Below are 15265 nucleotides of genomic sequence, written 5' to 3'. Positions count from 1 at the left end.
CGGTTTCCTCAGGATTTTGCTTCGGAAAGGTCGCTGACCGAGTCGTTCAGCAATGGCCCCTTGGCAGGCGGCTCTTTCAATTCCACACGCTTGATTTCACCCACGATGAAAATGTAACTGATCACCGCCAGCAGCGCGTTGGCGCCCACGAACACCAGCGCCCATTTGAACGAGCCGGTGCTGCTGATGATGTAGCCAATCACGATCGGAGTGGTGATCGATGCAATGTTACCGAAGGTGTTGAACAGGCCGCCGCTCAAACCGGCGATCTGCTTGGGCGACACGTCGGACATCACAGCCCAGCCCAGCGCACCCACGCCCTTGCCGAAGAATGCCAGGGCCATGAAGCCCACGACCACCCATTCGATGTCGACGTAGTTGCAGGTCACGATCGAGGTCGACAGCAGCAGGCCTCCGATGATCGGCGCCTTGCGGGCGAAGGTCAGCGAATGGCCCTTGCGCAGCAGGTAGTCGGAAATGATCCCGCCCAATACCCCGCCGATGAAGCCGCAGATAGCCGGCAGAGAGGCGATGATGCCAGCCTTGAGTATGGTCATGCCGCGCTCCTGAACCAGGTACACCGGGAACCAGGTCAGGAAGAAGTAGGTGATGCCGTTGATGCAGTATTGGCTGAGGTAGATACCCAGCATCATGCGGTTGGTCAGCAACTGGCGGATGTAATCCCACTTGGGGCCGCTGCTGGCTGTTTTTTGCGCGCCTTTACCCTTGTCCTGATCCAGATCGACCAGCGCGCCATTGCTGGAAATGTGCTCCAGTTCGGCCTCGTTGATCATCGGGTGGTTGCGCGGGCCGTAGATGACCTTCATCCAGATCATGGAGAACACGATACCGAACGCGCCCATCACGACGAACACGTGCTGCCAGCCGTAGGTGTAAACGATCCAGCCCATCAGCGGAGCGAACAGCACGGTGGCGAAGTACTGCGCCGAGTTGAAGATCGCCGAGGCGGTGCCGCGCTCGGCAGTCGGGAACCAGGCGGCGACGATGCGCGCGTTGCCCGGGAAGGACGGCGCTTCGGCCAGACCGACCAGAAAGCGCAGCATGAACAGCGCAACGATTGCCGTGGAGACGCCGAACTCACCCACATAGCCTTGCAGCAGGGTGAACAGCGACCAGGTGAAAATGCTCATGGCATAGACTTTCTTCGACCCGAAACGGTCGAGCAGCCAGCCACCGGGAATCTGACCGGCCACGTAGGCCCAGCCGAATGCGGAGAAAATATAGCCCAGAGTGACGGCACTGATGCCCAGGTCTTTCTGAATGCTGGAACCAGCGATAGCGATGGTGGCGCGGTCGGCGTAGTTGATCGTAGTGACCAGAAACAGCATCAACAGGATCAAATAGCGGACGTGCGTCGGCTTGGACTTTTGCATGGTAGAGCTCCCACTGATTATTTTTTTACGCGGGTAAATCTGTTTTTTGGGTGTAGCGTTACAGGCCCCTTGGCAGTATCACGGCGACGACATCTGCCACCTGTAAGGGTCATGCAGTGCAATGAAAAAACCGCTGATCGCTCAGCGGCTTTGTCGTGGCAGGTGTTATTGCTTGCCTTGCTTGTCCATCAGAGCGGCGAGCATGTCGCACTCGTCTGGCGTCAGATCGGTCAACGGCGCGCGCACCGGACCTGCGTCATAACCTGCGATCTTCGCGCCGGCCTTGACGATACTCACGGCATAGCCAGCCTTGCGGTTGCGGATTTCCAGGTAAGGCAGGAAGAAATCGTCGATGTATTTACCGACCGCCTGATGATCGTCGCGGGCGATGGCGTGGTAGAAGTCCATCGCCAGTTTCGGTACGAAGTTGAACACGGCAGACGAGTAGACCGGCACGCCCAGCGCCTTGTAGGCAGCGGCATAGACTTCAGCGGTCGGCAGCCCGCCCAGGTACGAGAAGCGGTCACCAAGACGGCGGCGGATCGAAACCATCAGCTCGATATCACCCAGGCCATCCTTGTAACCGATCAGGTTCGGGCAACGCTCGGCCAGTTGCTCGAGCAGGGTCGGCGTCAGGCGGCAGACATTACGGTTGTAGACCACCACACCGATCTTCACCGATTTGCACACGGCTTCGACGTGCGCGGCAACGCCGTCCTGGCTGGCTTCGGTCAGGTAGTGCGGCAGTAGCAGCAGACCCTTGGCGCCCAGACGCTCGGCTTCCTGCGCGTACTCGATGGCCTGACGAGTCGGCCCGCCTACACCGGCGAGGATTGGCACACTGGTGGCGCAGGTGTCGACGGCAGTTTTGATGATTTCGGAATACTCGCTGGCAGCCAGTGAGAAAAACTCACCTGTGCCGCCCGCAGCGAACAGAGCGCTTGCGCCGTACGGGGCCAGCCACTCGAGACGTTTAATGTAGCCGGCGCGGTGGAAGTCGCCCTGGGCATTGAAATCGGTAACCGGGAAAGACAGCAGACCGGACGAGAGGATGGACTTCAGTTCTTGTGGATTCATTATTCGAACACCCTGGAGGACTTAATTGTTAGAGGATCACCGGGTCAGCGCCGATGTCGTAAGTCATCGTACAACTGATAATAAAATCACTCAACAGGGATTTTCGGGTTTTTTCAGGGGGAGCGGACAGAGCCCGGTTTTGACTTTTGCGCTGCCGCATAGATGTGTGACGCAGAGCGTCTGGCGCGTGAGGAACGATAGGTGTTCCCCCAGCCATCTATCGTACCCAAGCTCCAGCGTGGGTATGCCGTTCCGGACGCTCCGTGTCCTCTTTTAATCCTCAAGCCCGCTGCGATTCAGCCTCTTCATGCGCATGGCGCAGGCGTTCGCGGCTGTTGGTGAGGTGCAGGCGCATGGCCGCGCGGGCCGCATCGGAATCCTGGCGGGCGATGGCGTCGAAGATTTCTTCGTGCTCACGGCTCAGCCGATCCATGTAGTGCTGCTGGTCATCATGCGCCAGACGCGCGGAATTGAGCCGGGTACGCGGGATGATGCTGGTGCCCAAGTGGGTCATGATGTCCGTGAAGTAGCGATTGCCGGTCGACAAGGCAATCTGCAGATGGAACTGGAAGTCCGACGCCACGGCATCGGTGGCGTGTGCCGCACTTTCATTGAGCGCGTCCAGCGCCGAACGCATGGCTGCCAGTTGTTCATCACTGCGCCGCTGGGCTGCAAGGCCTGCCGACTCGACTTCCAGACTGATGCGCAACTCGAGAATCGCCAGTACATCACGCAGGGTGACGATGGTCGCCGGGTCAATCCGGAAGCCACTGGGGCTCGGCGTGTCGAGCACGAAGGTGCCGATGCCGTGACGGGTCTCGACCAGACCGGAGGCCTGCAGACGCGAAATCGCCTCACGCACGACAGTCCTGCTGACGCCCTGCTCTTCCATGATTGCGGATTCGGTGGGCAGTTTGTCGCCGCGCTTGAGCTGACCGCTGCGAATACGCTCGGACAGCTCTGTCACCAGCTCCTGCGCGAGGCTGCGGTGTTTTCTGCGGGCGCGGGGCAGAGCGCTTTGATTTTCCATCCAACATCGATCTCTGGACTGCTAAACATGGGGCTAATCATAGCTCAGCGGTTGTATGATCACACCCTCAAAAGCGCCGTGTCCCCTATAGCATCGACCTCAAAACGTTGCGAATCACGGTTGCTCGATCAATTTGCCGCCCTCGACACGCACATGCCGGTCATGAAAGCGTTTGAGGCTGCTGCGGTGCCCGACGCTGATCAGCGTCAGGCCCGGCAGCCCGTCGATGACTGCGCGGTGCATGGCCGTCTCGTCATCTTCGTCCATGGCCGAGGTGGCTTCATCCACATACAGCCAGTTCGGCGCGACCAGCAGGGCACGAGCGAACGCCACCCGCTGCTGCTCGCCCGGTGAGAGAAAACGCTGCCAGTGATTACTTTCGTCCAGACGCGGTATCAGGTGCTCCAGACGGCACTGCTCCAGTACCTCGGCAAATCGCTGAGCCGGGTAATGTTCCGCGGGTTGTGGATAACTCATCGCCTCACGCAGTGTGCCAATAGGCAGGTAAGGCCGCTGCGGCAGGAACAGCGCCGTACCAGTGGGCAAGCGAATCTGCCCCGCCCCCTCAGGCCAGAGACCGCCCAACGCCCTCAGCAACGAGCTTTTACCACTGCCCGAACGACCGCTGAGCATCACCCGCTCTCCCGCGCCGACCTGCAGACTCGCGTCGCTCAGCAATTGCCGCCCACCGGCGATGCTCAAGCCCAGATTGCGCAGGTCAAGCGTGTCGTTGGCGTGAATTCTTTCGATGGCCGGCTGCCGATCTTCATTGTCACTCATCGCCTGACGGAAGCTCAGCAGACGGTCGCTGGTGGCGCGCCATGACGCCAGCGTGCCATAGGCGCTGATGAACCAGCTGAAGTTCTCCTGTACATTGCCGAATGCCGAGTTGATCTGCATCACATCACCCAGCTCGATCTTGCCGGCGAAATACCGTGGCGCGGCCACAATGAACGGAAAGATCAGCGCAATCTGCGAATAGCCCGAGGTGAAGAACGTCAGCCGCTTCTGGACCTTCATCGACGCCCGGAAGTTATTCCAGATCATCATGAAACGCGCGCTCAGGCGCTGGTTTTCATTGCGTTCGCCCTCGGACAAGGCAATGCTTTCAGCGTTTTCGCGCACACGCACCAGCGCAAAACGCAGGTCTGCCTCGAATCGCTCCTGCTGGTTGTTCAACGTGATCAGCCGCTTGCCGATCCAGTGGGTCAGCAGGCTGCCCACCAGCGCATAGAGCATGGCCGCCCAGAACATGTAACCGGGAATGGTGACGCCGAACACCTCGATACTGCCCGACACGCCCCAGAGGATCACTGAAAACGACACCAGACTGACCACCGCGCTCATCAAACCCAGGCCCAGGCTGAGCGTGCTGGTGGTGAACTCGTTGAGGTCTTCGGACAGACGCTGGTCAGGGTTATCGGTGTAACCGCCCTGCTCCAGGTGGTAGTAGTTCTTGTCCGCGAGCCAGCGCGCGAAGTGTTTCTCCGTCAGCCAGCGGCGCCAGCGGATGGTCAGCAACTGGGTCAGGTACAAGCGATAGACCGCCGCCAGAATGGCGATCGCGGCGATGCCGCTGAAGTACAGGATCAGGTGGGTGAACGCGGCAAGATCCTTGTTCTGCAGAGCGTTGTAGAAGTCTCGGTACCAGCTGTTGAAGAACACCGAGACCTGCACGCTGAACAGCGACAGCGCGATCACCGAGACCAGCAGCAGCCAGGCAGTGGCCTTTTCCTCACTGCGCCAGTACGGCGTTATCAGCTTCCAGACGCGGGGTAGAAAGGCTCCTTGCACAGTATCGTTGACGGCAGAATATTCAGCATTGCGATTCATGTGGTTCAGGCTCGCTCTCTTCGAAAGTACGATGCCTGAGCACAATGAAGCAAAAAAACGCCTAAAAGATCACTATGAAAAAACCTTCATCAACGCCGCACGGGACGCTTCTGCAACTTGCGCTGCAATGTGCGGCGGTGCATGCCCAGCGCCCGCGCAGTTGCGGAAATATTGCCCTCGTGCTCGGTCAGCACGCGCTGGATATGCTCCCACTGCAAGCGATCCACCGACATCGGATTCTCGGGAACCAGCGTGTCGAGGTTGGCGTGCTCGGACAGCAGGGCCGCCAGTACGTCATCCGCGTCAGCCGGTTTGCACAGGTAGTTGCACGCGCCGCGCTTGATCGCTTCGACCGCCGTGGCGATGCTCGAATAACCGGTGAGAATCACCACGCGCATGTCCGGGTCCATTTCCAGCAGCTTGGGCAGCAGCACCAGACCGGAATCGCCGTCCATCTTCAGGTCCAGCGCGGCATATTCGGGAATGTCCTGTTGCGCCAGGGCCAGACCTTCTTCGGCCGAGCCGGCGGTGCTCACGCGAAAACCACGACGGCTCATGGCCCTCGCCATCACACGGGTGAACGTCGCGTCGTCATCGACCAGCAACAGGTGCGGCAGCTCTTCGCCTTCGACCTGGATGTCATCGTCACTCATGCTTCTTCTCCTCGCGTATCTCGGGGCAGGCGCAGCTCGGTGAGCGTACCGCCTTCTTCATGACTGTAGAGCTTCACCGAGCCACCCGCACGGGTGACGCTGGCCTTGCTCAGGAACAGCCCCAGGCCGAAACCTTTGCCCTTGGTAGTAAAGAACGGCTTGCCGATCTGTTCGGCAATCGCCAGCGGCACACCCGCGCCATGGTCGCGAATGCTGATGCAGACTTCCGCACTGTCCCAGTCCAGATTGACTTCAAGGCCATCGGGGCAGGCATCGGCAGCGTTGTTGAGCAGGTTGAGCAGCGCCTGGGTCAGGTCCGGCGGCGGTGCCAGCATCGGCGCCTCGCCCTTGCCCAACTGATAGAAACGGTAACTCACCTCCGGGCGCATCAGATGCCAGCGGTTGAGGGACTCGTCCAGCCAGCGGGTGGCGGTCTGATATTCGACGGCCATGCGCCGATTGGCTTCGGCGGCACGCACCAGTTGCTGCAGGGTCTGCTTGCACTGTTTGACCTGCTCCTGCAGCACGGACAGATCATCCTGCAACGCTGGGTCGCTGTGATCCTGGCGCATTTCCTTGAGCAGCACGCTCATGGTTGCCAGCGGCGTTCCCAATTCATGGGCGGCCCCTGCAGCCTGGGTCGCGACGGCGAGCAATTGCTGATCACGCAGGCCTTCTTCGCGACGCTCGGCACGCAGTTGCTCCTGGCGGCGCAGCTCCTCGGCCATCTTCGCAGCAAAGAAGGTAATCACCGCAGCGGCCAACGCAAAACTCAGCCACATGCCGTAGATCTGCATGTTTTCCCGGGCAATGGAGTCGGTTTCCAGCGGGTAGGAGCGCACCATCAGCAAGGTGTACATGCTCAGCGCAAAGCCGGACAGAATCAGCGAGTAACGCCATGGCAGCGTGGCGGCGGCAATGGTCAGCGGCACCAGATAATAGGAAACGAACGGGTTGGCCGAGCCGCCCGAGTAATACAGCAGCGCGCTGTGAATCAGCAGGTCCAGCGCCAGTTGTAGCGCATATTCAAGCTCGGTGAGCGGCAGCGAGGTGCGCAGACGAATGACTGTCAGCCCGCAGAGCACCAGCGAACAGCCCAGGGTGATCGACAGTTGCAGCCACGGCAACGGCAGAAAGTCGAACAGCCAGGCCATACCGACCGAGCCGGCCTGAGCGGCCAGCACCAGAATACGGATGAATGTCAGGCGCCACAGGTTTTGCCGTGTGGCTGAAAGCATTTGAACGGGGGCGAGCATGAGCTCTCCTGATGAGTGCTCCAGGCGGATCGCAGCGAGTATAACCAAGCGGGAGACAAAACTGAAAAAGTGCGTCAACGCACCGCACGCCAGAGCACTCGGTCATCGCAGGAACCGGACCAAAGCGCTACAGTCAGAACACTTTGCGCCGCCCGACCATCGTCGGAGGCCGTTTGATAACAAGGAGCTCTCATGTTCAACCTTCGCCCTGCCGCCACCCTCGTCGCGCTGGCTGCGGCTTTGTCCAGCCTGCCCGCCATGGCTGAAGAGGCCCGTTACAACCAGATTTCATTGCGCGCCGAGGTCAATCAGGAGGTGCAGCGCGACCTGATGCTCGTCACGCTGTACACCGAAGCGCAGGACAGCGATCCGGCCAAACTGGCCGCGCAGATCACCGAGACGCTGAACAAGGCGCTGGGGCAGGCGCGCCAGGTCAAGGACGTAAAGATTCGCCAGGGCAGCCGCAACAGCTACCCGGTCTACGACGATAAAGGCCAGAAGATTACCGGCTGGCGTGAACGCGCCGAACTGCGCCTGGAAAGCGCAGACTTTGCTGTGCTGTCCAAGCTGACCGGCGAGCTGCTGACCGACCTGAAAATGGGCGGCATGGACTTCTCGATCTCGCCATCGACGCGCAAGACCAGTGAAGACGCCCTGCTCAAGGACGCCGTGACTGCGTTCAAGGCTCGCGCGCAACTGGTCACCGAGGCGCTGGGCGGTACAGGCTACAAGCTGGTCAACCTGAATCTGAATACCTCGGGCTACCCGCAGCCGTATCTGCGCGCGCCGGTCATGATGATGGCCAAGTCCTCGCGCGAAGACGCAGCTCCGACGCCCGATGTCGAGGCTGGCACCAGCCAGGTCAGCGTCGCCGCGGATGGCGTGATCGAAGTCGCGATACCCTGAGCAGGGTTGATCATTGAGCCCGAGCCCGGAAAAGCGAGCTCCAATCAGCACAACCATCGTTCCCATGCTCGGCGTGGGAACGCAGTTCCGGACGCTCTGCGTCCGATCTTGAGAACGCAGTACCACGCGAGGGATCCATGGGACACACACTTTTCAAACCGCTGCTGTTGACCACCGCGCTGCTGGCCTGCGCACCTTTGGCCCAAGCGGCAAGCACGCTGGTGTATTGCTCGGAAGCAAGCCCGGCCGGTTTCGACCCCAGCCAGTACACCAGCGGCACCGACTTCGATGCCTCGGCCGAAACCGTTTTCAACCGTCTGACCCAGTTCAAGCGTGGCGGTACGGAAGTGGAGCCGGGTCTGGCCACGCGCTGGGACGTTTCGCCGGATGGTCTGACCTACACGTTTCACCTGCGCGACGGCGTGAAATTCCATACCACGGATTATTTCACCCCGACTCGTACGTTCAACGCCGATGACGTGCTGTTCACGTTCAATCGCCTGCTTGATGCCAACCACCCGTTCCGCAAGGCGTATCCGTCCGAGTCGCCCTATTTCACCGATATGGGGCTGAATACGACGATCAAGAGCGTCGAGAAAGTCGACCCGCTGACCGTCAAGTTCACCCTGAACAACATTGATGCCGCCTTTGTGCAGAACCTGGCGATGAGCTTCGCCTCGATCCAGTCTGCCGAGTACGCAGACAAACTGCTCAAGGAAGGCAAGGCCGAGGACTTGAACCAGAAGCCCATCGGCACGGGTCCGTTCGTCTTCAAGCGCTATCAGAAGGATTCACAGATCCGTTACGTCGGCAATACCGAGTACTGGAAGCCGGAGGATGTGAAGATCGACAACCTGATCTTCTCGATCAGCAGCGATGCCGCCGTGCGCCTGCAGAAGCTCAAGGCCAACGAATGCCAGGTCAGCGGCTATCCGCGTCCGCAGGACATCGAGGAGATGAAAAAGGACCCGAAACTCAAGGTCCTCAGTCAGCCGGGCTTCAACCTGGGCTTCCTGGCCTACAACGTTACGCATCCGCCACTGGATCAGCTCAAGGTGCGTCAGGCGCTGGACATGGCCATCGACAAGCCGGCAATCATCAAGGCGGTTTATCAGAGTGCAGGCCAGCTGGCTGAAAATGCCCTGCCGCCGGGTCAGTGGAGCTTCGATCCGACCATCAAGGACGCCCCGCACGACCTGACCAAAGCCAAACAACTGCTCAAGGAAGCAGGTGTGGCACCGGGTACCAAAATCGATCTGTGGGCCATGACCGTCCAGCGCGCGTCGAACCCCAATGCACGCATGTCGGCTCAGATGATTCAGTCCGACTGGGAGAAGATCGGTATCAAGGCCAACATCGTCAGCTATGAATGGGGCGAATACATCAAGCGCGCCAAGGCCGGCGAACATGACGCAATGATCTATGGCTGGACCGGTGACAACGGCGACCCCGACAACTGGCTCGGCGTGCTTTACAGCTGCGCAGCCGTCAAAGGCAGCAACTACGCCAAGTGGTGCGACCCGGCTTACGACAAGCTGGTGCAGAAGGCCAAGCTGACCAGCAACCGCGATGAGCGCATCAAGCTCTATCAGCAGGCTCAGCACATTCTCAAGCAGCAGGTGCCGATCACCCCGATCGCCAACTCCAAGGTGTTTCAGCCAATGCGCCAGGAAGTGCAGGACTTCAAGATCAGCCCCTTCGGCCTGACACCCTTTTATGGTGTCAGCCTGGGAACAGTGAAGTAACAACACAGCGCCAACCGGGTGCATTTTTCTCACCCGGTTGCGCTTATTTGGTGCACGAAACAATTGAAAAAGCGTCGCGCAAACGATCAACTACCAAGAAAGTTACACTTTCGCGACATTCCTGTACGATCGTGCCACTCTTTGTCGCTTCTTTCGCCTCACTGTCTTGCTTTGGGTATGGCCCCTGCATAAGTATCGGACGGATCGGCTCACGAGGTCGTTCCCTCTAATCAAAAATGACAACAACTGAGGCAACCATGCTCAAACACGCGGTCATTCCGTTTCTGGTCGGCGCCAGCTTGCTCGCCAGCGCACCTTTCGCTCACGCTGCATCGAATCTGGTGTTCTGTTCCGAGGGCAGCCCTGCGGGCTTCGATCCAGGTCAATACACCACAGGTACTGACTTCGACGCCTCAGCCGAGACCATTTTCAATCGCTTGAGCCAGTTTGAACGCGGCGGCACCGCCGTGGTGCCAGGTCTGGCAACCAAATGGGACATCTCCGACGATGGCCTGACGTACACCTTCCACCTTCGTGAAGGCGTCAAGTTCCACACCACGCCCTACTTCAAGCCGACCCGTGAATTCAATGCCGATGACGTGCTGTTCACGTTCAATCGCATGATCGACAAGGACATGCCTTACCGCAAAGCGTATCCGACCGAGTTCCCGTACTTCACCGATATGGCGATGGACACCAACATCACCAAAATCGAGAAGATCGACGACCACACCGTCAAGTTCGTTCTGGGCAAGGTCGACGCCGCGTTCATCCAGAACATGGCGATGAGCTTCGCGTCCATCCAGTCCGCAGAATATGCCGCCCAGCTGCTGAAGGAAGGCAAGCCGGAGCTGATCAACCAGCAGCCGATCGGCACTGGCCCGTTCGTGTTCAAGAGCTACCAGAAAGACTCCAACATCCGTTACACCGGCAACAAGGATTACTGGAAGCCTGAGGACGTCAAGGTCGACAACCTGATCTTCGCCATCACCACCGATGCTTCGGTGCGCATGCAGAAGCTCAAGAAAAACGAATGCCAGATCACTGCCTACCCGCGTCCTGCCGACCTCGAACCGCTCAAGGCCGACAAGAACCTGAAGATGCCCGATCAGGCAGGCTTCAACCTGGGGTACATCGCCTACAACGTGATGCCTGAGATCAAGGGCGAAGACCATCCAAATCCCCTGGCTCAGTTGAAAGTGCGTCAGGCGCTGGACATGGCGGTCAACAAGCAGCAGATCATCGACTCGGTTTACCAGGGTGCAGGTCAATTGGCGGTCAACGCCATGCCGCCGACCCAGTGGTCCTATGACACCACCATCAAGGACGCCAAGTACGATCCTGAGAAAGCTCGCGAGCTGCTCAAGGAAGCCGGTATCAAGGAAGGCACCGAAATCACCCTGTGGGCGATGCCGGTTCAGCGTCCTTACAACCCCAACGCCAAACTGATGGCCGAGATGCTCCAGTCCGACTGGAAGAAGATCGGTATCAACGCCAAGATCGTCAGCTATGAATGGGGCGAGTACATCAAGCGCGCCAAGAATGGCGAGAACGGCGCCATGCTGATTGGCTGGAGCGGTGACAATGGTGACCCGGACAACTGGCTCGGCACCCTGTTCGGCTGCGACGCACTGAATGGCAACAACTTTGCCAAATGGTGTGACAAGCCGTTCGACACGCTGATCCATCAGGCCAAGGAAACGTCCGATCAGGCCAAGCGCACCGAGCTGTACAAACAGGCGCAACACCTCCTGAAAGACGCCGTGCCAATGACGCCTATTGCGCACTCGACGGTCTATCAACCCATGCGCACCAGCGTGCAGGACTTCAAGATCAGCCCGTTTGGCTTGAACTCCTTTTACGGTGTGAGCGTGAGCGGCAAGTAAAAAGTGACAGCTTGCTGCGCCGCTCATCCGGCGCAGCAAACCGCTCTACTTGAATAGCAAGCCCCGAGCGATGGGTTGAAAAAGTGCCGATAACGGCATTCTTCTACTATCACTAAGATATTTCCTACGAGCTTTGCAGCCTTCGAGCCTATATACCGCGGGCCTCTGACGACTTACCGTCGAAGGGCAGCGGCAATGGCAGGAAGCCCGTCGCTTCGTGTCCAGGTGCGCCGGGCATGTCGTGCGAAGTTGCGTGGGGCGACGCCTTTGGGCCAGTTAGACATTCGAGCCTCGGCTCATCCTTCGAGGATAGGGATCATCATGCGTAAAACTCTTGCGATGACGTCGTGCCTGGGACTGTTGGCACTGGCCCCGTTTGCCCAGGCGGCAAGCAATCTGGTGTTTTGCTCCGAAGCGAGTCCGGCTGGCTTCGACGGTGCGCAATACACCTCCTCCACCGATAACGATGCATCCGAGCCGATCTACAATCGACTCACCGAATTCAAGCAAGGCGACACCACCGTGGTTCCAGCGCTGGCGACTTCCTGGGACATCTCGGAAGACGGCCTGGTCTACACGTTTCATCTGCGCGAGGGCGTGAAGTTCCACAGCAACAAGAACTTCAAACCCAGCCGTGACTTCAACGCCGACGACGTGCTGTTCACCTTCAATCGCATGCTCAAGCCCGATCATCCGTTCCGTGTCGCTTACCCGACCGAGTTCCCCTACTTCACCAGCATGGGCCTGAACAAGAAGATCAAGTCCGTCGAGAAGACCGACCCGCTGACCGTCGTGTTCACCCTCAATACGGTCGACGCGGCCTTCATTCAGAACATCGCGATGAACTTCGCCGGCATCCTCTCCGCCGAGTACGCCGAACAGCTGATGGCCAAGGGTGACGTACGCGACATCAACCAGCAGCCTATCGGCACAGGCCCGTTCGTGTTTCAGCGTTATCAGAAGGATTCGCAGATTCGCTACAAGGGCAACAAGGAGTTCTGGGACCCGAGCCGGGTGAAAATCGATCAGTTGATCTTCGCCATCGTGACCGACGCCTCTGCGCGCATGCAAAAGCTCAAGGCCAATGAATGCCAGGTCTCGGTCAACCCGCGCCCGGCGGACCTCGCCAGCCTCAAGGCAGACAAAAGCCTGCAGATCATCGAGAAACCAGGCTTCAATCTCGGCTACATCGCCTACAACGTGCGCCACGAACCGTTGGGCAAGCTGGAAGTGCGTCAGGCGCTGGACATGGCCGTCAACAAGAAGGCGATCATCAACGCGGTTTACCAGGGCGCAGGGCAACTGGCAGTCAACGCCATGCCACCGACCCAGTGGTCCTATGACGACACTATCAAGGACGCCCCCTACGACCCGGAAAAAGCCAGGACCCTGTTGCGTGCCGCAGGCGTCAAGGAAGGCACCGAACTGACCCTGTGGGCCATGCCGGTTCAGCGCCCTTACAACCCTAACGCCAAACTGATGGCCGAAATGCTTCAGGCCGACTGGGCCAAGGTCGGCATCAAGGTCAAGATCGTCAGTTACGAATGGGGTGAATACCTCAAACGCACCAAAAATGGCGAGCACGATATCTCGCTGATCGGCTGGACTGGTGACAACGGTGACCCGGACAACTGGCTGGGCACGCTTTACAGCTGCGCCGCGATTGGCGGCAACAACTACTCGATGTGGTGCGACGAAAAATACGACCAACTGGTCAAGGCCGCGGTTGCGACCACTGACCGCGCGAAGCGTATCGACCTGTACCAACAGGCGCAGCGCTACCTCAAGGAGCAGGTGCCAATCACACCGGTTGCCCACTCGACCGTCAATCAGCCATTGCGCGCCGAGGTCAGGGACTTCCACGTCAGCCCGTTCGGTCGCAACAATTTTTCAGGCGTCAGCATCGTCGATTGATCGAAAACTCCGCACGCCCTCGCCGTCTTGTGTCACGGCGAGAGCGGGCACTTGCGCGTCGATACCTATAACAACGCAGGACCCAAAGTCCTGCACCACCAAAAGCCAGGCTTAAAGAACTGGCATATAAAAAAGTGATAAAGGGAGCTGCACATCGTGAAAACAACTAGCACTGCATTATTGGCATTGTCTCTCTCGTCGTTTGGCGCACTGGTTCAGGCTGAACCGGCAAGCCAGACGTTCGTACCGACCGAGCTGAGTTCAAAGAATGCACAGGCCGACGCCAACGGCTTTATCGAAGACCAACACCTGACCGGCACAACCCGTAACTGGTACGCCAATGAACTCAAGCGTCGCGGCGAAGTGTTCCGCTACAACGACAACGGCGTTGCCGAGCAGACCTCGCGTCGCATCAACTGGCAGCAGGGCACGATCGTCAACTACACCTCCGGTTATACGCAGGGCGTTGTAGGTTTCTCCACCGAACTGGCGCTGTACAACGCCATTGCGCTGGACCGTGACACCGACGACTTTGCCGGCAACTCCAACCGTACCCTGGCACACAGTGACGGTGATGCAGTGGGTCAGTGGAGCAAGATGGGCCTGGGCAACGTGAAGGCGCGGGTTTCCAACACCGTCCTGACCATGGGTCGCCAATCGGTGAACACCCCGGTCATCGCCTTCATCGGCAACCGCGCACTGCCGTCCAGTTTCCAGGGTTTTGCAGTCCAGAGCGACGAATTCAACAACCTGTCCCTGCAGGGCGGCAGCTTCGACCGCGTATCGCCACGTATGGAACAGAGCCTGGACAAGTTCCGCTCCGAGTACGGTGATCGCAGCAAGACGGCCGACCGTCTGGACATGTTTGGTGGTGACTACAAGCCGACCGACAGCCTGACCGCCAGCTTCTATGCGTCCAACCTCGAAGACTTCTGGCACCAGTACTACTTCGGCTTCACCCACGAACTGGGTGACAGCAAGGTGTTCGCCCTCAGCACCAACCTGAACTACTACAAGACCAAGGATGCAGGTCAGAGCAAGCTGGGCGCGATCGACAACGATACCTACAGCCTGTCCTTCACCGGTACACATAACGCGCACAGCATCAGCGTTGCGTACCAGGAAGTTAACGGTAACGAGTATTTCGACTACGCCCACGACACCAACGCGATTTTCCTGGCCAACTCCCTGCTCTCGGACTTCAACGGCCCGAACGAGAAGTCCCTGCAGGTCGCTTACGTACTGAACATGGCCGAATATGGCGTGCCGGGCCTGAAATTCAACATCTACCAGGCACGTGGCTGGGACATCGACGGTACGCACTACAAGGGCACCGGCTACACCGACGTACTGGCAATGGACGGCGAGACTCACTACGAATACGGCATTGGTTCGTCGTACTCCGTGCAGTCCGGCCCGCTCAAGGCCACTGCCATCCGCGCCACCTACACCACGCACCGCGCCAGCGAGAATCAGGCTGATGGCAACATCAACGAATTCCGTCTGGTGACCACCGTTCCGTTCAACATTCTTTGATTCGCTGAAAACCGTTGGGGCGCAAGGCAATGGCC

General features: G+C 59.0%; 11 protein-coding genes. 5 read left to right on the top strand and 6 right to left on the bottom strand.

All coding sequences use genetic code 11. The features are described 5' to 3' along the window. Positions 1-8: 8 nt before the first annotated feature. The 6 genes from BT119_RS16665 to BT119_RS16635 form a co-directional block, all read right to left on the bottom strand. A complete protein-coding gene (locus tag BT119_RS16665; RefSeq protein ID WP_003431603.1) occupies positions 9-1394 on the bottom strand; it encodes an MFS transporter in 1386 nt (461 codons plus the stop codon). A 165-nt stretch (positions 1395-1559) separates the two neighbouring features. Continuing rightward, positions 1560-2471 (bottom strand): 5-dehydro-4-deoxyglucarate dehydratase, encoded by a 912-nt coding sequence (gene kdgD, locus BT119_RS16660; protein WP_044309446.1) that lies wholly within the window; start codon positions 2469-2471, stop codon positions 1560-1562. 280 nt (positions 2472-2751) lie between these two features. Next, entirely contained in the window at positions 2752-3501 is a 750-nt protein-coding gene (locus BT119_RS16655; RefSeq protein WP_003313750.1) for a FadR/GntR family transcriptional regulator, read from the bottom strand. 114 nt (positions 3502-3615) lie between these two features. After that, positions 3616-5334, bottom strand: a complete 1719-nt coding sequence (locus BT119_RS16650; protein WP_072366376.1) for an ABC transporter ATP-binding protein/permease — start codon at positions 5332-5334, stop codon at positions 3616-3618. 89 nt (positions 5335-5423) lie between these two features. Then, the gene (locus BT119_RS16640; protein WP_003395104.1) at positions 5424-5987 is read right to left on the bottom strand and encodes a response regulator transcription factor; all 564 of its coding nucleotides are present in this window, start codon (positions 5985-5987) and stop codon (positions 5424-5426) included. Next, complete coding sequence (locus tag BT119_RS16635; RefSeq protein WP_003431607.1) at positions 5984-7243, bottom strand: ATP-binding protein; 1260 nt, start codon at positions 7241-7243, stop codon at positions 5984-5986. The genes BT119_RS16640 and BT119_RS16635 overlap by 4 nt, the downstream gene beginning before the upstream one ends. A gap of 192 nt (positions 7244-7435) precedes the next feature. Here BT119_RS16635 and BT119_RS16630 point away from each other — a divergent pair, with 192 nt between their 5' ends. From BT119_RS16630 to BT119_RS16610, 5 genes are all read left to right on the top strand, one after another. Continuing rightward, a complete protein-coding gene (locus BT119_RS16630; protein ID WP_003419020.1) occupies positions 7436-8149 on the top strand; it encodes an SIMPL domain-containing protein in 714 nt (237 codons plus the stop codon). A gap of 137 nt (positions 8150-8286) precedes the next feature. Then, entirely contained in the window at positions 8287-9894 is a 1608-nt protein-coding gene (locus BT119_RS16625; RefSeq protein ID WP_003431608.1) for an ABC transporter substrate-binding protein, read from the top strand. Positions 9895-10151: 257 nt separating this feature from the next. Continuing rightward, complete coding sequence (locus BT119_RS16620; RefSeq protein WP_003431609.1) at positions 10152-11780, top strand: ABC transporter substrate-binding protein; 1629 nt, start codon at positions 10152-10154, stop codon at positions 11778-11780. Positions 11781-12101: 321 nt separating this feature from the next. Beyond that, positions 12102-13694: an ABC transporter substrate-binding protein gene (locus BT119_RS16615; protein ID WP_072366374.1), complete on the top strand. Its 1593-nt coding sequence runs from the start codon at positions 12102-12104 to the stop codon at positions 13692-13694. A gap of 156 nt (positions 13695-13850) precedes the next feature. After that, positions 13851-15230: an OprD family porin gene (locus BT119_RS16610; RefSeq protein ID WP_003368668.1), complete on the top strand. Its 1380-nt coding sequence runs from the start codon at positions 13851-13853 to the stop codon at positions 15228-15230. The last annotated feature ends 35 nt before the right edge of the window (positions 15231-15265 follow it).

The organism is Pseudomonas sp. NFACC10-1 (assembly GCF_900119195.1).
GTDB lineage: Bacteria > Pseudomonadota > Gammaproteobacteria > Pseudomonadales > Pseudomonadaceae > Aquipseudomonas > Aquipseudomonas cerasi.
The sequence above is the reverse complement of the archived record's forward strand: the minus strand, read 5'-3'. Positions and strand labels throughout refer to the sequence as shown.

Bases quoted from the DNA above. Each gene is read 5' to 3' on its own strand.
- BT119_RS16665 (WP_003431603.1), bottom strand. From the start codon at position 1,394: ATGCAAAAGTCCAAGCCGACGCACGTCCGCTATTTGATCCTGTTGATG.
- BT119_RS16615 (WP_072366374.1), top strand. From the start codon at position 12,102: ATGCGTAAAACTCTTGCGATGACGTCGTGCCTGGGACTGTTGGCACTG.
- BT119_RS16630 (WP_003419020.1), top strand. From the start codon at position 7,436: ATGTTCAACCTTCGCCCTGCCGCCACCCTCGTCGCGCTGGCTGCGGCT.
- kdgD (WP_044309446.1), bottom strand. From the start codon at position 2,471: ATGAATCCACAAGAACTGAAGTCCATCCTCTCGTCCGGTCTGCTGTCT.
- BT119_RS16640 (WP_003395104.1), bottom strand. From the start codon at position 5,987: ATGAGTGACGATGACATCCAGGTCGAAGGCGAAGAGCTGCCGCACCTG.
- BT119_RS16620 (WP_003431609.1), top strand. From the start codon at position 10,152: ATGCTCAAACACGCGGTCATTCCGTTTCTGGTCGGCGCCAGCTTGCTC.
- BT119_RS16635 (WP_003431607.1), bottom strand. From the start codon at position 7,243: ATGCTCGCCCCCGTTCAAATGCTTTCAGCCACACGGCAAAACCTGTGG.
- BT119_RS16655 (WP_003313750.1), bottom strand. From the start codon at position 3,501: ATGGAAAATCAAAGCGCTCTGCCCCGCGCCCGCAGAAAACACCGCAGC.
- BT119_RS16625 (WP_003431608.1), top strand. From the start codon at position 8,287: ATGGGACACACACTTTTCAAACCGCTGCTGTTGACCACCGCGCTGCTG.
- BT119_RS16650 (WP_072366376.1), bottom strand. From the start codon at position 5,334: ATGAATCGCAATGCTGAATATTCTGCCGTCAACGATACTGTGCAAGGA.